17 protein-coding genes, 4 tRNA genes and 1 other RNA gene are annotated in these 21396 nt (G+C 55.0%); 2 read left to right on the top strand and 20 right to left on the bottom strand.

The genetic code is table 11. The annotated features are described in order from the left end of the window. Positions 1–483: 483 nt before the first annotated feature. From H5P17_RS10160 to trxA, 20 genes are all read right to left on the bottom strand, one after another. Positions 484–612: non-coding RNA, RtT sRNA (locus H5P17_RS10160), on the bottom strand. A gap of 31 nt (positions 613–643) precedes the next feature. Continuing rightward, positions 644–720, bottom strand: a tRNA-Pro gene (locus tag H5P17_RS10155). A gap of 74 nt (positions 721–794) precedes the next feature. After that, a tRNA-Leu gene (locus H5P17_RS10150) sits at positions 795–881 on the bottom strand. 43 nt (positions 882–924) lie between these two features. Next, positions 925–1000 (bottom strand) — tRNA-His (locus tag H5P17_RS10145). A 62-nt stretch (positions 1001–1062) separates the two neighbouring features. Further along, positions 1063–1139 (bottom strand) — tRNA-Arg (locus H5P17_RS10140). Between the two features lie 135 nt (positions 1140–1274). Then, complete coding sequence (locus tag H5P17_RS10135) at positions 1275–2678, bottom strand: amino acid permease (protein WP_182822686.1); 1404 nt, start codon at positions 2676–2678, stop codon at positions 1275–1277. Positions 2679–3045: 367 nt separating this feature from the next. Next, positions 3046–3786 carry a lipopolysaccharide N-acetylmannosaminouronosyltransferase gene (gene wecG / locus H5P17_RS10130; RefSeq protein WP_044554403.1) on the bottom strand — a complete coding sequence of 247 codons (741 nt, stop codon included), beginning with the start codon at positions 3784–3786 and terminating at the stop codon, positions 3046–3048. 14 nt (positions 3787–3800) lie between these two features. Beyond that, positions 3801–5177, bottom strand: a complete 1377-nt coding sequence (gene wzyE / locus H5P17_RS10125; protein ID WP_182822684.1) for an ECA oligosaccharide polymerase — start codon at positions 5175–5177, stop codon at positions 3801–3803. After that, the gene (locus tag H5P17_RS10120; protein ID WP_182822682.1) at positions 5174–6259 is read right to left on the bottom strand and encodes a TDP-N-acetylfucosamine:lipid II N-acetylfucosaminyltransferase; all 1086 of its coding nucleotides are present in this window, start codon (positions 6257–6259) and stop codon (positions 5174–5176) included. Before H5P17_RS10120 ends, wzyE begins: the two co-directional genes overlap by 4 nt. Beyond that, positions 6256–7506 (bottom strand): lipid III flippase WzxE, encoded by a 1251-nt coding sequence (gene wzxE, locus H5P17_RS10115; protein ID WP_130016597.1) that lies wholly within the window; start codon positions 7504–7506, stop codon positions 6256–6258. Before wzxE ends, H5P17_RS10120 begins: the two co-directional genes overlap by 4 nt. Position 7507: 1 nt before the next feature. Beyond that, a complete protein-coding gene (rffA, locus tag H5P17_RS10110) occupies positions 7508–8638 on the bottom strand; it encodes a dTDP-4-amino-4,6-dideoxygalactose transaminase (protein WP_182822679.1) in 1131 nt (376 codons plus the stop codon). Beyond that, positions 8625–9356, bottom strand: coding sequence for a dTDP-4-amino-4,6-dideoxy-D-galactose acyltransferase (rffC, locus tag H5P17_RS10105; RefSeq protein WP_182822677.1), 732 nt, complete (start codon positions 9354–9356; stop codon positions 8625–8627). The genes rffA and rffC overlap by 14 nt, the downstream gene beginning before the upstream one ends. Beyond that, a complete protein-coding gene (gene rfbA / locus H5P17_RS10100) occupies positions 9334–10215 on the bottom strand; it encodes a glucose-1-phosphate thymidylyltransferase RfbA (protein WP_182822675.1) in 882 nt (293 codons plus the stop codon). Before rfbA ends, rffC begins: the two co-directional genes overlap by 23 nt. A 48-nt stretch (positions 10216–10263) precedes the next feature. Then, entirely contained in the window at positions 10264–11337 is a 1074-nt protein-coding gene (rffG, locus tag H5P17_RS10095) for a dTDP-glucose 4,6-dehydratase (protein WP_182822673.1), read from the bottom strand. Next, the gene (gene wecC / locus H5P17_RS10090; protein ID WP_182822671.1) at positions 11328–12590 is read right to left on the bottom strand and encodes a UDP-N-acetyl-D-mannosamine dehydrogenase; all 1263 of its coding nucleotides are present in this window, start codon (positions 12588–12590) and stop codon (positions 11328–11330) included. Before wecC ends, rffG begins: the two co-directional genes overlap by 10 nt. Further along, a complete protein-coding gene (gene wecB, locus H5P17_RS10085; protein ID WP_044554394.1) occupies positions 12587–13717 on the bottom strand; it encodes a non-hydrolyzing UDP-N-acetylglucosamine 2-epimerase in 1131 nt (376 codons plus the stop codon). Before wecB ends, wecC begins: the two co-directional genes overlap by 4 nt. Before the next feature lie 84 nt (positions 13718–13801). Continuing rightward, the gene (gene wzzE, locus H5P17_RS10080; RefSeq protein ID WP_182822778.1) at positions 13802–14854 is read right to left on the bottom strand and encodes an ECA polysaccharide chain length modulation protein; all 1053 of its coding nucleotides are present in this window, start codon (positions 14852–14854) and stop codon (positions 13802–13804) included. A gap of 20 nt (positions 14855–14874) precedes the next feature. Continuing rightward, positions 14875–15972 carry a UDP-N-acetylglucosamine--undecaprenyl-phosphate N-acetylglucosaminephosphotransferase gene (gene wecA, locus H5P17_RS10075; protein ID WP_156033879.1) on the bottom strand — a complete coding sequence of 366 codons (1098 nt, stop codon included), beginning with the start codon at positions 15970–15972 and terminating at the stop codon, positions 14875–14877. Positions 15973–16287: 315 nt separating this feature from the next. Further along, positions 16288–17547, bottom strand: a complete 1260-nt coding sequence (gene rho / locus H5P17_RS10070; RefSeq protein WP_004950874.1) for a transcription termination factor Rho — start codon at positions 17545–17547, stop codon at positions 16288–16290. A gap of 577 nt (positions 17548–18124) precedes the next feature. Further along, positions 18125–18451: a thioredoxin TrxA gene (gene trxA, locus H5P17_RS10065; RefSeq protein WP_044554391.1), complete on the bottom strand. Its 327-nt coding sequence runs from the start codon at positions 18449–18451 to the stop codon at positions 18125–18127. 117 nt (positions 18452–18568) lie between these two features. Between trxA and rhlB the strand changes: the two genes are divergently transcribed. Together rhlB and ppx are read left to right on the top strand one after the other, a co-directional pair. Continuing rightward, entirely contained in the window at positions 18569–19855 is a 1287-nt protein-coding gene (gene rhlB / locus H5P17_RS10060) for an ATP-dependent RNA helicase RhlB (protein WP_020824747.1), read from the top strand. Between the two features lie 6 nt (positions 19856–19861). Beyond that, positions 19862–21358, top strand: a complete 1497-nt coding sequence (gene ppx, locus H5P17_RS10055) for an exopolyphosphatase (RefSeq protein ID WP_020824746.1) — start codon at positions 19862–19864, stop codon at positions 21356–21358. Positions 21359–21396: the final 38 nt, after the last annotated feature.

Below are 21396 nucleotides of genomic sequence, written 5' to 3'. Positions count from 1 at the left end.
AGGCACCCTAAATCGGCTCTGCGTCATTCCCAGGGTTTATGAAGCCTAAGGCGAACATAAGAGGTGGAATGAGCATCTACGTAATGGATATTGCACTTGGCGTGCCAACTTTGGGAAAAACGCATCGGCCCTTCAGGCGAACAACCTAATAAGCTGAATTAAAACAAATTTAATCTCAGTACTTAGGTGCATACCGCTCACTGTCCATTCCTGCTGTTCTCACCTGCCGTCTGCTGATATGTCGCCTTAAAACGACGACTTAAGCCAAAGTCATTTTTATTAAATAAAATCAATACATTAAATGTCTCAAGCTGACGACAATGCGGCATAGCGATGTCGCCGGAAGCCAACACCAAGCCAAAAACGTCCTGGCGGGATCCGACAGACAGAGAGCGGGCAGAGGCAAAACCAGAGCAGGAGGACGAAAAGCAGAATGTCAGAAAGCAAAAAGCCCGTTCATTGCTGAACGGGCTTTTCTGAATGTGGTCGGCGAGAGAGGATGACTTGCATCTGCGATGCCGCCCTACGGGCCATTGCTAAAGCAACGTTGTCTCGCTGCGCTCGGCTCAAACCTCCTTCGGAGGTGCTCATCCTATAAACTACAGATGTAAAAAAACCCGCTAAAAGCGGGTTTTCTTGAATGTGGTCGGCGAGAGAGGATTCGAACCTCCGACCCACTGGTCCCAAACCAGTTGCGCTACCAAGCTGCGCTACTCGCCGATTTCTTGTTGCAGATACTACTAAATTTTATCGCTTATGTCTATGTAAATATTAAATTTATTAGACATTTTGTGTGGTGCGAAGAGAGGGACTTGAACCCTCACGTCCGTAAGAACACTAACACCTGAAGCTAGCGCGTCTACCAATTCCGCCACCTTCGCACAGTCACAAAACAGCTTAAAATTCTTCACTTCTCTTAGGAAGTGGGGTGGCTAATGGGACTCGAACCCACGACAACTGGAATCACAATCCAGGGCTCTACCAACTGAGCTATAGCCACCATTACTTCTTAACTACTTCACGCGGTAATACTACCACCGCAGCTCTTGCACACAAACTTAATGGTGCGCCCGACAGGATTCGAACCTGAGACCTCTGCCTCCGGAGGGCAGCGCTCTATCCAGCTGAGCTACGGGCGCATAGCGCCGTTGCGGGAGGGGATACTACGGATTTAACACAATCCTGTCTAGTGCTTTTTCGCAGAAATGTTGTGTTTGATTACGCTTTGCTCACTCCCGCGCAGGAAAGCGCTATCCGCAGCCCCTTTTCACCGGTTATTGCTGTGTTTCTGTCCGTTTTTCAGCCGGATGATGTTTCTTGTGCATGCCGAAAGCAAAGTAGCACAGGCTGACTGCCGCTAAGAAAATCGCCCCGACCAGCAAAGAAATTCGCGTATCCGGGTTAATTCCCATGCCGATCAGCACGCAGACCAAAAAAGCGATGGTCAGATAGTTCACATAGGGGAACATAATCGACTTAAAGCTGTGGGTTTTAATCGCTTCCTTATGGGCACGGCGGAAATACAGTTGGCTAATCAGTACCACGAACCACGGCACCATGCCTGGCAACACGCTGGCGCTATAGACATAGACAAACACCGCCTGTGGATTGGGGATAAGGTAATTCAACCCCGAGCCGACCAGCAGGCAGGCAATGGTCACGGCGATACAGTTAACTGGCACGCCGTTGGCGGACAGCTTGGTCAACGACGCAGGCAACTGCCGGTTTTTGGCCAGCGCGTACAGCATACGACCGCCGCTGTACATCCCGCTGTTACAACCTGAAAGCGCGGCAGTCAACACCACAAAGTTAATGATGCCGGCAGCAGCGACGATGCCGATTTTGGCAAAGGTCAGCACGAAGGGGCTGCCTGCGGTACCGATGCCGTTCCAGGGGAAGATGGTGACGATGACAAAGATAGCGCCGACGTAGAAGATCAGGATGCGCCACAGGATATTGTTAATTGCACGCTTCAGTGTCACCTGCGGGTTCTTGGCTTCACCGGCGGTAATCCCGACCAGCTCAACGCCCTGATAGGACGCCACAACAATACAAAGCGCGAACAGGAAGCCCTTCCAGCCGCCGGCAAAGAAACCGCCGTGCTCGGTCAGGTTGGCAAAGCCAATCGGCTGCCCGCCATTCCCGAAGCCAAAGAAGATCACCCCCAGCCCCACCAAAATCATCACAATGATGGTGGTGACCTTGATCATGGCAAACCAGAACTCCAGCTCGCCGTACAGGCGCACGGCGGCCAGGTTGGCCAGCGCTACCATCGCCACGGCGATCAACGCAGGTATCCACTGCGGCATTTCCGGGAACCAATACTGCACGTAGACCCCGACGGCGGTGATTTCCGAGATGCCCACGGCAATCCACATAAACCAATAGCCCCAGGCGGTCAGGTAGCCAAAATAGGGATTCATGTATTTATGGGCATAAACGGCAAAGGAGCCCGCGACCGGTTCAAGGAACAGCATCTCGCCCATCGAACGCATAATGAAGAACACGAACAGGCCGGCAATGATATAAGCCAGTAATACCGACGGTCCCGCCCATTTCAGCGTGCTGGCCGAGCCCATGAACAGGCCCACCCCGATGGTGCCCCCCAGAGCAATCAGCTCGATATGCCGGGCTTCCAGCCCCCGGTGTAGGCCTTGCGGTTTTTCTTTGTGTGCCATAAATCCTCAATATTATTTTTTTGATTGTGTTTGCATGCCGGCCGTTACCGGTCGTTATTGTTTTAATGAAAATAGCGTAAAACCTCTCCCGCCGCGTTGGCGGACATCAGCTGGTGATGGGACGATCTTACGGCGAGAAAAACGTCGTTAAGCGCTATCACGTTTTGCGCCAACGCTCGGGGATAATTTCCGGGCGGTATCGTTTCGCATTTTGCCGCTATAAGCAAACCGCAATTTAAAACTTTATGGAATAAATACAGGTGAGTTTATGGGCTGAGGTTATAGGAGTGCTGACGAATACGCCACAAAGCAGGTTATTTGCACAATTTATCGCATCAGGGCGGGATCCCCCGCCCCAACGCAAAGATCACATCTTGCCGCGGTAATAGTAGCCGACAAACTTCAGCAGCTTCAGTTGGCGTCCCAGACGGCTCGGTTGGCTTAGCAGCCGATACAGCCACTCCAGACCGAGGTTCTGCCAAATCTTTGGCGCACGCTTTACGTGCCCGGTGAACACGTCGTAGGTGCCGCCTACGCCCATATAGAGCGCCTGCGGATGCACTTTACGGCAGTCACGCATCAGGATTTCCTGTTTCGGCGATCCCATGGCCACCGTCACTATGGCGGCACCGCTGCCGCGAATGCGTTCGAACAGCGCATCCCGCTGTTCAGGCTTGAAATAGCCGTCCTGACTGCCCACCAGGTTTACATTCCACTGGCTACGCAGCTTCTGTTCGGTTTCCGCCAGCACCGAGGGCTTGCCGCCAATCAGGAATACCGGCGTACCCTCGCGCCCAGCGCGCTGCATCAACGCTTCCCACAGGTCGGCTCCTGCGACGCGCGATACCTCTGCCCCCGGGTATTTACGGCGGATCGAACGCACCATGCTGATCCCGTCCGCATACTTGTATTCGGCTTCATCCAGCAAGGCGTGCAGCGCCGTATCTTCTTCCGCCTTGAGGATCTTTTCGGCATTCATCGCGACCAGCGTGCCCTGCTTTACCCGGCCGCCATCAAACAGAAAATCCAGGCATTGCGCCATATCGCGAAATCCCCAAAGGCTGAAACCACGCAGCTCATATTGGGGAACCGAAATCTTTGCTTCCATCGTTATTATTACCCTTACAGAAGGCCGTCGACCCGTACGGATGATGGCGGCGATGCCAGCGTACGCGTACGCCGTACCCGCGCCTTAATCAACCCGGCAGTGTCAAACAGCCAGTACAACAACTTGGCCATCAGCAGGCAGGCGCCAAAAATAAGGCAGAAGAACACCACACGCGAGACAAAGGAATCTACCCCTTCGCGCGCCAACACGATGATGTTGAATACCGCACCGAAACAGAAACTTTGCAATATCGCGGCCTTATAGCGGTTAGGTTCGCTTTTGCCCATCTCATACAGCCAGTCGAACCACTTGATGATCATCCCGACCAGCACCGCGCCAACGGGAATAAACACCGCGCCGCCCATCACCACCAGTGAGCCGATAAGCGTTGGCGAAATCGCCAGGCCGGAATGGTTATTCAGCACTTCCCAGGTGAAATAGTTGGCACTATTGAGCACCGTGTCTGGTCGCCCCGGCCACAGCCAGGTCGGAATGAACACGTAGAAATCGCGCACTATCGGCGCCAGGCCCTGGAAATCTATCTTGTCGTAGTTCTGCAGCAACAACGCCAGGTTTTCCCATGGCGAGAAGGTATCGCGCGTCAGATAAAGGAAAGTATAAAACGCTTCGGGGCCGCTGACGTCCAGGCTGTAGCGCTTTAACGCCAGCCAGAACATGCCGACGATACCGAACACTCCGGCGGCCACCAGCATCCACAACGAGATCCAGCCGCGCACGATGCCGATAAACAGAAACAGCGAGAAGGCAATTATGATATTGGCGCGGGTACCGCCGACGATCACGTAAGTCAGGATGCCAAAGGCCACCGTCGCCGCCAGGAAAAAGAACCAGGCGCGCAGATCTTGCTTCAGGAAATACACCACCAGCATCGCCGGGATGAAGAAATAGAAGAACCGCTTGAGCGCCACCCCGGAGACATCGCTGGAGAAAATTTGGCTGTAAGAGTTGAGTTTGAACAGCAGGAAACCGTTTTGCATGAAGAAAATGCCGACGGTCGCCATCGCCACCAGCGCCAGCAGCATCCAGGTCAGATGGGTTTCCACCCGGTTCATGGTGAAGACCGGATTACGCGGTTGCACGCTTCGCTTTCGCAGCCGGGTTTTATAGCTGACGTAATAAATCGCATAAAACGCAGTAGCGGAGAGGATCGCATAGAGTAAAAACTCTACCGGTACCACCTCGACGTCAAACTGAAACACCAGCAGGCAGGTCAGCGGGAAACCGAAGTAAAACGTCAGCAGATACAGTAGCGTAAAGAAGACGTTAAAATTGAACCTGACTCGCCTGAACTCCTGGTAAGCCAGCGTCAGAATAAACAGCACGCTCACCAGGTAAACGACAAACAACCCGCCAAATTGCGCCAGCGTCATACGTTGTCCCCTGCCGCCAGGGTTAATGCCTGTTGCCAGCCATCAACGTAGTTAGGATTGAAGAAAGCGATGGCCTGTTTATCGACGGATGCCAGTTGGCGCTGCGCTTCACGCACCACCGCCTCATCCAGCGAATCGCCATAGAACAGCACCGGCAGATGTTGCTCCGCCAGATCCTGCCAGAACGGGTTCTGTCGGCTCAGCACAAAGGGCACGCCAAACTGGATCAGAAGACAAAGCGTGCCTATGCCCTGCTGGCGGTTAAAAATAAAGTAACCGAGATCGCACTCGCGCAGAATATTCAGGTAATCGTCAAACGCCACCTGCTGCGTCAGCACCTGCAGGTTCCTGGCGCTGAACAGCTCTAGCCCGGCGCTGCGCACCTGTTCAATATAGGCGTCGTTATTGGCCGGATAACCCATCGGCAGGATCACCCGCACCTCGGCGCCAAACTGCTGATGAATCGCTTTCAGTGCCTCAACGTGCCGGTTGGTGCGATCGCCGGAATTCCCCACCAGAATGGTCATCGGCCCGGCCAGGTTTTTCTCTACCTCAATGCCGGTTAGCGCCGGATCCATCCGCGTCGGGAAATACAACAGAGAGGCAGGCACGCGCGCGTGTCGTTGCTGGTAATGAATAATATCACCGCGGGTAGCGAACACGTGTCTCACTCTGCCCTGCGCAATACGGCGCAGCAAATAGAACAGGCGGAATTTCCAACTGGTGGCGTTTTCATACAAATCAGCGCCCCAGATATGCCAGCTCACCTGATCGGCCTTGATTTTACCGCTCAGCAACGCCAGCCACAGCGTAGGGTTGAACTGGCCGTGCAGGAAGAAACGCTGATTGCGATCGGCCTGAGCACGGGCAATAACCGCCATCGCCAGACTTTTCTTGTCCGGATGGCATTCGAGGTTCAGTTCGGGAAACGCCCCTAACGCGGCGGCATCTTTGGCGGCTACCATAAAATGACGCGTCTGTTCGGACGGCAGGCGCTTCGCCAACACATCGTTGAAGAAACGCAGCACCGTCTGATTATGATGCGGGATGTCAGATCCCAATACGTGAATCAGTGTAGTCATACTCGTCTACGATAAAGAATAAATACGCAGCTACAGAGCGTGAAGTACACGATGTAGGTTGCCATGTAGGCCTGTGCCGCTCCCAGCGCACCATGCAGCGGTATCAACCAATGCGAGAACAGCGTTAACAGCAGGAACTGACTGACTTCGGTCAGGATATAAAAACGCAGCGACGCCTTGGCAATCACCAGATAGCCGAACACATAGGCGCCCACTTTCAGGACGTCCCCCACCAGTTGCCAGGCAAACAGATCGCGCATCGCGACGAACTTGTCCGTGAACAGCAACCAGATGGCGAAGTCGCGCAGCAACCAGACCGTGAAACTCGCCGCCGCTACCGCGGGCAGTACAAATTTTAACGAGCGCACAATCTCTTGAGAGATGGCGCTTTTTTCCTTCAGCCGCGACAACGTAGGCAGCAGATAAACGGTAAACGAGGCGGTGATAAACTGCAGGTAAGCGTCGGAAATGCTGCTGACGCCCTGCCAAATCCCGACCTCATCCCAACTGTAATGGCTGGCCAGCAGGTTACGCATCATCACATAGGCCACCGGCAGCGTCACTGATGTGATCAATGCCATGATGGTGAACTTGCCAAGATGGCTGGCTAACGCCTTGTCCCAGGCCAATGCCAAATAGCGCAGCGGCAAGGTTTTACGCCGCCACAGGATGAAACCTGCGGGCAACACCACCAATGCCGGCACCAGTGCCAAACCCGCCAGCGCGCCTTCGTAGCCGCCCAGCTTAAAGCACAGGTAGTAGGCCACCACGCCAATCAGGCTGCCGCCAATCACCGCCAGCGCGTTGCCCATCGCATCGCGATAGCCTTTCAGCACCGCCATAAACAGGTTGGCGTAGGCGATACCCATCTGAATAAAGGCTACCGCCCGCACCACGCCGACATAGTCAGCATGGCCGAACAACCCGATACTGATAGGCTCCGCCGCGAACAGAAACACCAGCGCCAGCAGCGTGGAGAAGCCCAGCACGATGCTGGACGCCGTCCCGACAGCCAGCCGCAACCGCTGCGGATCCTGATGATATTCGGCAACATACTTGGTGATGCCGTTAAAAATCCCGGCGCCGGACAGCACGCCCAGCACGGTAATCAACTGACGGAAGTTGCCCGCCTGCCCAACCCCGCTGGGGCCAAAGGCCACCGCCAGCAGTTTCACCACCAACAGCCCCACGCCGATCTTGATCAGCGTGGAACCGGCGGTCCAAATCGATGCTTTTGCCAGCGACATATCAGGCGCAGAAGCTAAGAATGGTATTGATCACCGTACGCTGAGTGACATCAGACATATTGTAGAACAACGGCAGACGCACCAGACGCGCACTTTCCTGGCTGGTGAAGCGGTCTTCGCCGGCAAAACGGCCAAAGCGATCGCCCGCCGGGCAATCGTGCAGCGGGATGTAATGGAACACCGCCATGATTTCGGCTTCTTTCAGATAATCGATAAACGCCGTGCGGTCTTCAATATCACGCAGTTTGATATAGAACATGTGTGCATTGTGCACGCAGTCTGTCGGGATAGTCGGCAACGCGATGCGTCCAGCTTTAGCCAGCGGCAGGAAACTGTCGTAATACTTTTGCCACAGCGCCAGGCGGCGCTGATTGATGCGATCGGCCGCTTCCAGTTGGCCCCACAAATAAGCGGCCTGCAAATCTGACATCAGATAGCTGGAGCCGATATCGCGCCAGGTGTATTTATCCACCTGACCGCGGAAGAACTGGCTACGGTTAGTGCCTTTCTCACGAATGACTTCCGCCCGGTCGATCAGCGCCGGATCGTTGATCAGCGTGGCGCCGCCCTCACCGCCTGCGGTGTAGTTTTTGGTTTCATGGAAGCTAAAGCAACCAATATGACCGATGGTACCGAGCGCTTTGCCCTTGTAGGTAGCCATCACCCCCTGTGCGGCGTCTTCCACCACGTACAGGTTATATTTTTTCGCCAGCGCCATGATGGTGTCCATCTCGCAGGCCACCCCGGCGTAATGCACCGGCACGATGGCTCGCGTCTTTTCGGTGATGGCCGCTTCGATTTTAGTCTCATCGATGTTCATGGTGTCCGGACGTAGGTCGACAAACACCACGGTGGCGCCGCGCAGCACGAAGGCATTGGCGGTTGAAACAAAGGTGAAGCTCGGCATGATCACTTCATCGCCCGGCTGGATATCCAGCAGGATCGCCGCCATCTCCAGCGACGCGGTGCAAGACGGTGTCAACAGCACCTTCGGGCTGCCAAAACGCTGTTCCATCCACTGCTGGCAACGGCGAGTAAAACCACCATCCCCGCACAGCTTGCCACTGCCCATCGCAGCCTGCATATAGTCAAGTTCAGTGCCAACAACCGGTGGAGCGTTAAATGGGATCATGTTTTCCTCTGTATAACCAATACGAGGTGCTTTCAATAACAGCACCCTGTCGTTGATAGAGCCGTAGTGCGGCGATGTTGCCGAACTGGGTCGCTACCCGCAGACGCATCCGCGAGCCTTTCCGGCACTCTGCAATGGCCGCCGCGATTAATCGCGCACCAATACCTTTGCCTGACGCGCCGGGGAAAGCTGCCAGCAGGCCGATTCTAACCTCTTGATCGCCGATATCACGCAGGCTGACAAAGCCCTCCGGCTGACCAGCCTCGTCCAGTGCCAACAGGCATTGGTGATCGAAGGTTCCCAGTACCGCTTTTTCGATCCAGGCGGCATAGAAGCGCCCGCTATCCTGAACGTCGTACCAAGGGGCCCGAAAACGGCTGGCGGTGAACACATTGGCCGCTGCCGCACGCAATACCGGAATATCCCCCGGCACTGCCGGGCGAATCGTTAACGGTAGCGCACCCTGCGGCGATGCACATTCCGTGCCGATATTCAGCACCAGATCGACTTCAGCCTCAACCAGTTGGAAGCCCAGACCCGACAATTCGTCCGCCAAAGCGGTTTGGTGCGCCGGGATTTTAGCTTGCACCAAGGCGTATTCGGCTAGAGCGGCCTCGGTTAACGCCGGGGCCGCGGTGGAAAAGTTGAGCTTGGCGCTGCTAAGAGCGAAAAATTCGCTTTCCCAGGCTAAGGGCTCAATATTGGCGTGGACGCGCATGCAATAAATCCAGCAGATATTTGCCGTAACCGGTTTTGACCAGCGCCTGTGCGGCACGTTTCACGCCGTCATCATCCAGCCAACCGTTGCGCCAGGCGATCTCTTCCAGGCAGGCAATTTTAAAGCCCTGGCGTTTTTCCACCGTCTGTACGAAGCTGCTGGCTTCCAGTAGGCTGTCATGGGTACCGGTATCCAACCAGGCGAAACCGCGGCCCAGCAGTTCAACGGTCAGCTCGCCACGCTCCAGATACATCTGGTTAATGCTGGTGATTTCCAGTTCGCCACGGGAGGAGGGCTTGACCTGTTTGGCAAACTCCACCACCTGGCTGTCGTAAAAATAAAGGCCGGTCACCGCCCAATTGGACTTGGGTTCGGCAGGCTTTTCTTCGATCGATAAAGCGCGAAAGTTATCGTCAAACTCCACCACGCCGAACCGTTCAGGATCCATCACCTGATAACCGAACACGGTCGCGCCCTGGGTACGCGCAGCGACCGTTTTTAGTTTTGGACTAAATCCTTGACCAAAATAGATATTGTCGCCTAACACCAGACAGCTCGGTTCACCGCCCAGAAACTCTTCACCGATCAGGAACGCCTGCGCCAGACCATCGGGGCTGGGTTGTGCGGCATAGCTGAGATTAATGCCGAACTCTTCGCCATTACCCAGCAGACGTTTGAATGAAGGGAGGTCTTCCGGTGTGGAAATAATCAGAATGTCGCGGATCCCGGCTAACATCAGCACCGACAGCGGATAGTAGATCATCGGCTTGTCGTAGATCGGCAGCAACTGCTTGGATACGCCGCGAGTAATTGGATGCAAACGTGTACCGGATCCACCCGCCAGAATAATGCCTTTCATACTCACTCCAGAAGCCACTGGGCCACCACTCAGGCAGCCCGGGTAAACTTAGTCGGATAAACCTAAACGCTCGCCCGCATAGGAACCATCCTGAACGCGACGCCACCAGGTTTCATTGTTCAAGTACCAGGAGACCGTTTTGCGAATGCCGCTTTCAAAGGTTTCTTGTGGATGCCAGCCCAGTTCCCGGTCAATTTTCCCGGCGTCGATCGCATAGCGCATATCATGGCCCGGGCGATCCTTGACGTAAGTGATCAGATCGCGGTATTTCGCCACGCCCTGCGGTTTGTTCGGCGCCAGCTCTTCCAGCAAATCGCAAATGGCGTGCACCACTTCGATATTCTTGCGCTCGTTGTGCCCTCCGATATTGTAGGTTTCACCCACAACGCCTTCGGTAACCACCTGATACAACGCGCGCGCATGGTCTTCGACATACAGCCAGTCTCGTACCTGCGCACCGTTGCCATACACCGGCAAAGGTTTGCCGGCAACGGCATTGAGGATCACCAGCGGGATCAGTTTTTCCGGGAAGTGATACGGGCCGTAGTTATTGGAACAGTTGGTGACCAGCGTCGGCAAGCCATAGGTCCGCAGCCAGGCGCGGACCAGATGATCGCTGGAGGCCTTGGAGGCCGAATACGGGCTGCTTGGCGAGTAAGGCGTGGTTTCGGTGAACAGATCGTCCGTACCGTGCAAGTCGCCATACACTTCGTCGGTGGAGATGTGGTGGAAACGGAAGCTATGCTTCTTCTCCGCCTCCAGCGGTTGCCAATAATGGCGGGCCGCCTCCAACAGGGTATAGGTTCCCACCACGTTGGTCTCGATAAAGGCCGCCGGGCCATCTATCGAACGGTCAACGTGACTTTCCGCCGCCAGATGCATGACCACGTCCGGCTGATACTGGGCAAACACCCGATCCAATGCCGCGCGATCGCAGATATCCACCTGCTCGAAGGAATAGCGTTCGCTATCGGCAACCACCACTAGCGACTCCAGGTTGCCCGCGTAGGTGAGTTTGTCCACCACCACCACGCTGTCCTGCGTGTCTTCAATAATATGTCTGACGACCGCAGAGCCGATGAAACCGGCGCCCCCAGTGACTAAAATACGTTTCAACGCCATACTCCTTTGGTATCCACTACCCAGGATTGCGTGATCTCTTCCGGCCTTATTGCCTTGAATTGCTTATGATCGACCAGCATCACGATCACATCTGCCTGCTGCAACGCGTCGGCCATCGCTTTCAACGTCACATGGCCCGCCAGCGATTTCGGCAACTGCTCGACGTTCGGCTCAACCACCAGAGTTTCACCCACGTGCCAATCGGCAATCAAATGCGCCACTTCCACCGCCGGACTTTCGCGCAGGTCATCGATATTCGGCTTGAAAGCCAGGCCGAAGCAGGCAATTTTCACTTCCGATGCGCGCTTGTCGGTAGCCGCCAGACAGTCAGCCACCGCCGCTTTCACGCGATCAACCACCCACAGCGGTTTTCCGTCATTCACCAGGCGCGCGGTATGAATCAAACGCGCCTGCTGCGGATTCTGCGAGACGATAAACCAGGGATCTACCGCAATGCAGTGGCCGCCTACGCCGGGGCCAGGCTGCAAAATATTGACCCGCGGATGGCGATTCGCCAGACGGATAAGCTCCCAGACGTTGATGCCCTGATCGGCGCAAATCAACGACAGCTCATTGGCAAAGGCGATATTCACATCGCGGAAGCTGTTTTCGGTCAGCTTGCACATCTCAGCGGTGCGTGAATTGGTAATCACGCACTCACCCTCGAGGAAAATCTTGTACAGCTCGCTGGCACGCTCCGAGCATTTTGGCGTCATACCGCCAATCACGCGGTCGTTTTGAATCAGCTCAACCATCACCTGCCCCGGCAGCACGCGCTCCGGACAATATGCAATATTTACATCAGCGGCCTCACCGGCCTGCTGCGGGAAACTGAGATCGTTACGCGCTTCGGCCAGCCACTGCGCCATCTGTTCGGTAGCGCCCACCGGCGAGGTGGACTCCAGGATCACCAGATCGCCTTTTTTCAGCACCGGAGCCAAAGATTTGGCCGCGGCTTCGACATATGCCAGATCCGGCTCATGGTCGCCTTTAAACGGCGTCGGTACCGCAATCAGGAAAGCGTCCGCTGCCAAGGGTTTGGTCACCGCTTGCAGATAGCCACCGTCGACCGCGTCTTTCACCACTTTATCCAGATCGGGTTCAACGATATGGATCGCGCCACGGTTAATGGTATCCACCGCATGTTGGTTAACATCTACGCCCACCACTTTTTTCTTGCGGGAGGCAAACGCCGCCGCCGTTGGCAGACCGATATAACCCAGGCCGATTACCGAAATAGTGTTAAAACTCATAGTGTCACCTGATGATTCTTCAAAGCTTCCAGAATACGCTGGCAGGCATGCCCGTCACCGTAAGGGTTATGCGCCCGGCTCATGGCGTGATATTCGTTTTCGTCAGTCAGCAACCGGTTAACCGCATCAACAATTTTTGCCACGTCGGTCCCCACCAGCCGCACCGTGCCCGCATCCACCGCCTCCGGCCGCTCGGTGGTGTCACGCATCACCAGCACCGGCTTACCCAATGACGGCGCCTCCTCCTGAATGCCGCCAGAGTCGGTCAGGATCATATATGACTTAGCCATCAGATAGACAAAGGGTAAATAATCCTGCGGGTCGATCAGGACGATGTTGTCAATCCCTTTCAGAATGCGGTTGACCGGCTCGCTGACGTTGGGGTTTAGGTGTACCGGATACACCACCTGCACATCGGGATGAGTGCGGGCAATTTCTGCCAGCGCGCTGCAAATGCGTTCGAACCCGCCGCCAAAACTTTCACGGCGATGGCCAGTTACCAGAATCAACTTTTTGTCGGCATCCAGGAACGGGTAGCGTTGAGCCAGGCTGTCATGTAAAGCAGCATCACCCATCACCCGATCGCGCACCCAGAACAACGCGTCGATCACCGTGTTGCCAGTGACGAAGATATGATCGTCCGGCAACAGCTCGCGCAACAGGTTCTGCCGCGAGTTTTCCGTCGGAGCAAAATGATACATCGCCAGATGGCCGGTCAGCTTGCGGTTAGCCTCTTCCGGCCACGGAGAGTAAAGGTCGCCGGTACGCAGGCCCGCCTCTACATGCCCCACCGGGATACGCTGATAAAATGCCGCCAGGCTGGTCGCCAGCGTGGTGGTGGTATCGCCGTGAACCAGCACCACATCCGGTTTGAATTCCTCAAGAACGCCTTTCAGGCCTTCAAGGATGCGGCAGGTGATCTCACTCAATCCCTGGCCCGGTTTCATGATGTTCAGATCGTAATCAGGCACTATCTCAAATAACCGCAATACCTGATCCAACATCTCACGATGCTGTGCCGTCACGCAGACTCTTGATTCAAAGGCTTCATCCTGAGCCAGGGCATGTACCAGCGGTGCCATTTTGATGGCTTCAGGTCTGGTGCCGAAAACAGTCAACACTTTCACAGCGAATCTCTTTTGGTCGGTTAACCGCAGGCGAACCTGCGAATTGGGCGCTCACACGCCCATCAGCGAATTATTATATTATTTTTATTTACGCGGCCGACGCACCAGGGCAACACCTGCGCCAACCAAAGCGCCCATCGCGCCCCACATGATCAACCAGAATACCCGTCGTGGGCTGTCACGTTTTACCGGCTCTTCCGGGGTCCGCAAATAGCGGTAAGTCTGAAATTTCTCGTCCAGCGTTGGGCCAACGTTCAGTGTCGCCAGCATCGCGCGATTTTGGTCGTAGTCCAAATCAAAGGTTGGGCCCGATGCCTGCAATCCTTCCAGACGCGCCTGCAGCATAGGTTTACCCAGCAGGAACAAATCAGAGTCTGGCAGTTGTTCTGCCGGGGTATCGGTCTGAGTCCGGCTGATGCCCTGCGTCTCGGCAATTTTTAACGCCTGTTGGATGGTGTTCAGCTCACGTTTGTACACGGCCTCTGCCACCGCTTCCTGGCGCTTAACCTGTGCTTTCATTGACGTGGTACGGGCCGCCCAGGCACCCTGGATCTCTTCGTTTAAATGCTGAGCCGCGCGGTGGCTGGCAAACGCCACGTACTGACGCAGCAGGCGATTGGCATCTACCGCCGTTTCCGCCGTCAGTTTCACACCGTCGTTCGGCACTTTTTTATCGTCACGCGGCGTAAACTGGATATTGTTAATCAGCTCGTCGAGCAAGGCCGCATCGGCGCCCGCGTCGCCTTCCTGACGCTGTTTGTAATAATCGCTCTGCAGCCAGAAATCTCGGCGCGTATCGTATGCCGCCAACTGCATAATAAATTCATTATAGGCTTCGTCAGCAATGCCCGGTTGCTCGGTAGCCGCCGCCGGCAGAGTACGCACATCCAGATTACGCAGGAACTGCTGCTGGGAATAATACCCTCCCAACGCATTCACCGTTGGCCGATCGGTAATTGCCGCCGCGCTCCACTCCTGTTTCACCAGGTAGGACACCACCAGCGCCACCACGGCAAACAGCGCCGCGATACCAATAATCCATGACTTACCGCGCCACAGGGTACAGCACAGGCCGCGAATATCGAGTTCGTTATCCACTGCCGGGATAGTCTTGTCAGACGTTGTTTCTGGATTCATCACTGCCCAAAAGCCTCTGGTTAGGATTCTTGCTTATTGTCGTTCGAACGCCGCAGGCGCCGTTTGATACGCTTAATGTAACGTGCAACACGCCAGGCGCGCTTAATGCAGTAACCGTACAAGAAGAAGGCAAGCAAGAATAATGCCAACATTACCCATTCAGGGATAAAAGTAAGACGTTCGCCGAGCACGCCAATGGCCGCCAGCAGCGCCGCCGCCAGGGTAATCAGCACGAAAGCCTGCCGCGGCGTAAAGCCAGCGCGCATAATCAGATGGTGAATGTGTTGACGGTCTGGAGAGAAGGGGCTCATCCCTTTACGTAGGCGACGATACATGATCGCAATCATGTCCATCAATGGAATAGCGATTATCCACAGGGCGGTAACAGGATTGATGGAATGGGCTTTACCCTGTGAACTCTGCAACAGCAGCCAAATGGCGGTGAAACCGATCAGCGTACTGCCCGCATCCCCCATAAACACCTTGTAACGTCGGCCAAGAATGCCGAGGTTAAGCAGGATATAAGGAACGATAGCGGCAATCATCGCGAAGCACCAGAAAGCCAAGTCGGAGTGGCCGCTCAGGTACAACAACACGCCCAGCGCACCGAAAGAAACACACGAGAGCCCGCCCAGCAGGCCGTCGATGCCGTCTACCATATTAAAGGCGTTGATGGCTGCCCAAACGGCAAACAGCGTGACCAGATAGCCGAACGGCCCCAGCTGCATTTCCCAGTCGCCCAGCACATGACCAAAACTGCGCAGGTAGAGCCCGGCGAACACCATCATCGCAATGCCGACCAATGCCTGAACCAGCGCGCGAATTTTAACGCTGATGTCGAAACGATCGTCGAGAGCACCAACAAACACTAATAGCCCCGCACAGGCGAGGTAGAGTTTTCCGTGCGCAATCGTTTGGTCAGAGATCAGGAAAGCAAAGCACAGCCCGGCGTAAACAGAAATACCCCCGACAAGCGGGATTAACCCCTGATGACGTTTACGGTAATTAGGTTTATCAACCAGACCAATACGTTTTGCTGCTTTGCGAGCAACAAAGAGAAAAGCCAAGGAAAACAGGAAAACAAATAGAATTTCAGTACTCATAGTGAGTAAGTTCACAGTTAACAAGATCTCTGTAGAAGATAAGGCAGCTTAACACGGGCGACAGGTCACGCCATCGGGTCCCGCTACCTTTCAGTCATTTCCTATGACAACAGCCATTCATTCTTATTCCAACGCTTCTGCCTGCCGTTTAAACAGTAACAATGTGCGAACGACGAAACGCCGACCGCAAATAAGATGAATTCTCAGTAAGCCATGAAAATAACTTACGTTTCCATTTCTGTTACTTATCGTATCTGCCAAAAGCAAAAAACGCCACGACTAGGCGTGGCGTTCTCTGAATTTTTTACTCAATTATGAGCGCATCGTCATTTATGAGCGCTTCATCATATCGAAGAATTCATCGTTGGTTTTGGTCATGGCCAACTTATTAATGAGGAATTCCATCGCGTCAATTTCGCCCATAGGGTGAATAATTTTACGCAGGATCCACATTTTTTGCAGTTCTTCAGACGTGGTGAGCAATTCTTCTTTACGGGTACCAGAGCGGTTGTAGTCGATCGCAGGGAATACGCGTTTCTCGGCGATTTTACGCGCCAGATGCAATTCCATGTTGCCGGTACCTTTAAACTCTTCGTAGATAACCTCATCCATTTTCGACCCGGTGTCGACCAGCGCGGTAGCGATGATGGTCAGGCTGCCGCCTTCCTCAACGTTACGTGCCGCACCGAAGAAACGCTTGGGACGATGCAGGGCGTTGGCATCCACACCACCGGTCAACACTTTACCGGAAGCCGGTACCACGGTGTTGTAGGCACGAGCCAGGCGGGTGATGGAGTCGAGCAAGATGATAACGTCTTTCTTGTGCTCAACCAGGCGCTTGGCCTTCTCGATCACCATTTCTGCCACCTGGACGTGACGGGAAGCCGGCTCGTCAAAGGTAGAAGCGATAACTTCACCCTTCACCAGACGTTGCATCTCGGTCACTTCTTCCGGACGTTCGTCAATCAGCAGAACCATCAACACGCAGTCTGGGTGGTTGTAAGCGATGCTCTGTGCAATGTTCTGCAGCAGCATGGTTTTACCGGCTTTCGGCGGAGCAACAATCAGACCACGCTGACCACGGCCAATCGGCGAAGCCAGATCCAGCACGCGAGCCGTCAGGTCTTCGGTTGAACCGTTACCGCGTTCCATCCGCAGACGGGAGTTGGCATGCAGTGGGGTTAAGTTCTCGAACAGGATCTTGCTGCGGGCGTTTTCCGGTTTGTCGTAGTTAACTTCGTTAACTTTCAACAGGGCAAAGTAGCGCTCGCCTTCTTTTGGCGGACGAATCTTACCGGAAACGGAGTCACCTGTACGGAGGTTAAAACGGCGGATTTGGCTAGGGGATACGTAGATGTCGTCGGGGCCTGCAAGGTAGGAGCTGTCTCCAGAGCGGAGGAAACCAAATCCATCCTGCAATATCTCCAACACGCCATCGCCGAAGATATCTTCTCCACTTTTCGCATGCTGCTTAAGGATAGAGAAGATAATGTCCTGCTTGCGCATGCGGGCAAGGTTTTCCAGCCCCATATTTTCGCCGAGAGTAATCAGCTCAGAAACCGGCGTATTCTTTAATTCGGTAAGATTCATAGTGGTGGGTTCTTAAACTCGGGGTATGTCTCGAACTTGTATCGTGAATGGTATGGCAGCGGGATATATCTTTCGTCTTTCTGGTGGTTGCCTTGGCCTTCCTTGCTTACCCCACCACTTAGCGGACTAAGCTGCAGAGATTCGTTCGGTTGCCGACGGGCCACGCCTTGAAATCCTTTGGATATTCGTGCCTGTTTACTGGACGTTCGATCGCCGGGCGCTGAGCCGTCACGGTAAGAAATGGCTTACAGAGGACGCGCGCATTGACGGTTTAAGATCGAAGGTACCTTAAAATTGATTTTGCAAAACCGTTTGATTGTTAAAACACGGGCTGAGTTCATTTTTTCTTTCAACGCCAGCGGTTCAACACAGAGTAAAGCTTTAGATTTAGACTCTTTAGATTTAAAACTTCGGGCAAGTTCTATATGCAGTATGGTTAAACTTAACACGCTTCTTGGCAGGCGTCTAGCGGTGAATTAAACATCCCCGCTAGACGCCTGTATATCCCCGCAGTCTCTCACTTCGCGGCTTTTTGACCGCAACGTCAGACCCCTTGGGCATAGGGCATCCCGCCCGATTACAGATTCGCGTTAAGGAAATCTTTGAGCTGGCCTTTGGACAGCGCACCAACCTTGGTCGCAGCCACTTCACCGTTCTTGAACAGCAACAGCGTAGGGATACCACGGATACCGTACTTAGGTGCGGTTGCCGGGTTTTGGTCGATATTCAGCTTGGTGATGGTCAGCTTGCCGTCGAACTCTTCGGCAATCTCATCCAGAATCGGAGCAATCATCTTGCACGGTCCACACCATTCAGCCCAGAAATCGACCAGGATTGGCCCTTCAGCTTTCAGCACGTCGTTTTCGAAGCTGCCGTCAGTCAGGTGAATAATTTTATCGCTCATGTTCTACTCCAAAGGATTGTGTCTACCTTGTTGGTGTAGCATTAACCAACCTAAGGTGACTTTATTTCACCGGATACGCTTTCGTAAAGCAATAGTTAGCTGATATTCTACCACACTATGAGCAAAACACACTTGACCGAACAGAAGTTTTCCGACTTCGCCCTGCACCCGTTAGTCCTTGAAGCCCTTGAAAAGAAAGGGTTTCAACATTGCACGCCTATCCAGGCGTTAGCATTGCCGCTCACGCTCTCCGGGCGTGACGTTGCAGGTCAGGCGCAAACCGGTACCGGAAAGACGCTGGCATTTTTAGCGTCTACTTTTCACTATTTGCTTTCTCACCCGGCGAAACAGGATCGCCAGACCAACCAGCCGCGCGCCTTGATCATGGCGCCAACGCGTGAACTGGCGGTACAGATCCACTCCGACGCGGAAGCCCTGTCCCAATCCACCGGCCTGAAACTTGGCCTGGCGTATGGCGGCGACGGCTACGACAAACAGCTGAAAGTGCTGGAAAGCGGCGTGGATATCCTGGTCGGTACTACCGGTCGTTTGATCGATTACGCCAAACAGAACTATATCGATCTGGGCGCAATCCAGGTCGTGGTGCTGGATGAAGCCGACCGTATGTACGATCTGGGCTTTATCAAAGACATTCGCTGGTTGTTCCGCCGCATGCCTGCGGTCGATCAACGCCTGAACATGCTGTTCTCTGCCACCCTGTCCTATCGCGTACGCGAACTGGCTTTCGAGCAGATGAACAACGCTGAATATGTCGAAGTGGAACCGGAACAAAAAACCGGCCACCGCATTAAAGAAGAGCTGTTCTACCCTTCTAACGAAGAAAAGATGCGTCTGCTGCAGACGTTGATCGAAGAAGAGTGGCCAGACCGCTGCATCATCTTCGCCAACACCAAGCACCGCTGTGAAGACGTCTGGGGCCACCTGGCCGCCGATGGTCACCGCGTAGGCCTGTTGACCGGCGATGTGGCGCAGAAAAAACGCCTGCGCATTCTCGACGATTTCACCAAGGGCAACCTGGATATTCTGGTCGCCACCGACGTCGCCGCTCGCGGTCTGCACATCCCGTTGGTGACGCACGTATTCAACTACGACTTGCCTGACGACTGCGAAGATTACGTCCACCGTATCGGTCGTACCGGCCGTGCAGGCGAAAGCGGCCATTCCATCAGCCTGGCCTGCGAAGAGTACGCGCTCAACCTGCCGGCGATCGAAACCTATACCGGCCACAGCATTCCGGTGAGCAAGTACAACAGCGATGCGTTACTGACTGACCTGCCTGCGCCGAAACGCCTGGCTCGCCCACGCGGCGGTAACGGTCCACGTCGTAACTCAGCGCCACGTCGTGGCGGTGCGCCGCGCAACAACCGTAAACGTTCAGGCTGATAGACAATGCTCAGTTCCAGCGCACTTTATGCCGCTATCGATCTCGGTTCCAACAGCTTCCACATGTTGGTGGTGCGCGAGGTGGCCGGCAGTATTCAGACCCTGGCGCGCATCAAGCGCAAAGTGCGTCTGGCGGCCGGACTGGATCAGAACAATCTTCTGTCGCATGAGGCCATGCAACGCGGATGGCAATGCCTGAAGCTGTTCGCCGAACGCCTGCAGGACATCCCTCGCGAGCAAATCCGCGTGGTCGCCACGGCCACGCTGCGGCTGGCGTCCAATGCCGATGAATTCCTGCAGACCGCCGAGCAGATCCTCGGTTGTCCGATCCAGGTGATCAGCGGCGAGGAAGAAGCGCGCCTGATTTACCACGGTGTAGCCCATACCACCGGCGGTCCGGACCAACGTTTGGTGGTCGATATCGGCGGGGGCAGCACGGAGCTGGTCACGGGGACCGGCGCGCAGGCCGCTCAGCTGTATAGCCTGTCGATGGGCTGCGTCACCTGGCTGGAACGGTTCTTCACCGATCGTAATTTGGGGCAGGAAAATTTCGAGCGTGCCGAACAGGCTGCGCGTGAAATGGTGCGCCCGATAGCGCCACAGCTGCGTCAGCACGGCTGGCAAATCTGCGTCGGCGCTTCCGGCACCGTCCAGGCGCTGCAGGAAATCATGGTGGCGCAGGGCATGGATGAACGCATCACCCTGTCCAAACTGCGCCAATTGAAACAGCGTGCCATTCAGTGCGGCAAGCTGGAAGAGCTGGAAATCGAAGGGCTAACGCTGGAGCGCGCCCTGGTGTTCCCAAGCGGGCTGTCCATTCTGCTGGCGATTTTCCAGGAGTTGGGCATTGAAAGCATGATGCTGGCCGGCGGTGCACTACGCGAAGGTCTGGTTTACGGCATGCTGCATCTGCCGGTTGAACAGGATATCCGCAGCCGCACCATCCGCAACCTGCAACGGCGTTATCTGTTGGATACCGAGCAGGCCGAGCGCGTCAGCCAACTCGCGGCCAATTTCTCGCAGCAGGTGAGCAATGAATGGCAGTTGGATGCGCGATGTCGCGAGTTATTGCACAGCGCCTGCCTGATCCACGAAATCGGCCTCAGCGTTGATTTCAAGCAGGCGCCGCAACACGCCGCCTACCTGATCCGCCATCTGGATTTACCCGGTTTCACCCCGGCACAGAAAAAACTGTTAGCCACCCTGCTGCAAAACCAGAGCAACACCCTTGACCTGCCACTGCTGAGCCAGCAAAACGCCCTGCCGCCACGTACGGCACAACGTTTATGTCGGATTTTACGCCTGGCGATCATCTTTGCCAGCCGTCGCCGCGACGACACGCTGCCTGCGGTGCGCCTGCGCGCCAATCATGATGACGAGTTGACGGTGATCCTGCCGCCAGGCTGGCTGGAGCAGCACCCGTTACGGGCAGAAGCGCTGGAACAGGAAAGCCATTGGCAAAGCTACGTTCACTGGCCGCTGATACTGGAAGAGCAACGTTAAAATGACAAGGGCGCTAACCGCGCCCTTAGTCTGATGAC

It is taken from the genome of Serratia sp. OS31 (genome assembly GCF_014164835.1).
GTDB lineage: Bacteria > Pseudomonadota > Gammaproteobacteria > Enterobacterales > Enterobacteriaceae > Serratia > Serratia liquefaciens_A.
This window is presented reverse-complemented; position numbering and strand designations above follow the sequence as displayed.

Excerpts from the sequence above, each read along its gene's own strand:
- H5P17_RS10135 (WP_182822686.1), bottom strand. The coding sequence starts at position 2,678 with ATGGCACACAAAGAAAAACCGCAAGGCCTACACCGGGGGCTGGAAGCC.
- wecG (WP_044554403.1), bottom strand. The coding sequence starts at position 3,786 with ATGGAAGCAAAGATTTCGGTTCCCCAATATGAGCTGCGTGGTTTCAGC.
- wzyE (WP_182822684.1), bottom strand. The coding sequence starts at position 5,177 with ATGACGCTGGCGCAATTTGGCGGGTTGTTTGTCGTTTACCTGGTGAGC.
- H5P17_RS10120 (WP_182822682.1), bottom strand. The coding sequence starts at position 6,259 with ATGACTACACTGATTCACGTATTGGGATCTGACATCCCGCATCATAAT.
- wzxE (WP_130016597.1), bottom strand. The coding sequence starts at position 7,506 with ATGTCGCTGGCAAAAGCATCGATTTGGACCGCCGGTTCCACGCTGATC.
- rffA (WP_182822679.1), bottom strand. The coding sequence starts at position 8,638 with ATGATCCCATTTAACGCTCCACCGGTTGTTGGCACTGAACTTGACTAT.
- rffC (WP_182822677.1), bottom strand. The coding sequence starts at position 9,356 with ATGCGCGTCCACGCCAATATTGAGCCCTTAGCCTGGGAAAGCGAATTT.
- rfbA (WP_182822675.1), bottom strand. The coding sequence starts at position 10,215 with ATGAAAGGCATTATTCTGGCGGGTGGATCCGGTACACGTTTGCATCCA.
- rffG (WP_182822673.1), bottom strand. The coding sequence starts at position 11,337 with ATGGCGTTGAAACGTATTTTAGTCACTGGGGGCGCCGGTTTCATCGGC.
- wecC (WP_182822671.1), bottom strand. The coding sequence starts at position 12,590 with ATGAGTTTTAACACTATTTCGGTAATCGGCCTGGGTTATATCGGTCTG.
- wzzE (WP_182822778.1), bottom strand. The coding sequence starts at position 14,854 with ATGAATCCAGAAACAACGTCTGACAAGACTATCCCGGCAGTGGATAAC.
- rho (WP_004950874.1), bottom strand. The coding sequence starts at position 17,547 with ATGAATCTTACCGAATTAAAGAATACGCCGGTTTCTGAGCTGATTACT.
- trxA (WP_044554391.1), bottom strand. The coding sequence starts at position 18,451 with ATGAGCGATAAAATTATTCACCTGACTGACGGCAGCTTCGAAAACGAC.
- rhlB (WP_020824747.1), top strand. The coding sequence starts at position 18,569 with ATGAGCAAAACACACTTGACCGAACAGAAGTTTTCCGACTTCGCCCTG.
- ppx (WP_020824746.1), top strand. The coding sequence starts at position 19,862 with ATGCTCAGTTCCAGCGCACTTTATGCCGCTATCGATCTCGGTTCCAAC.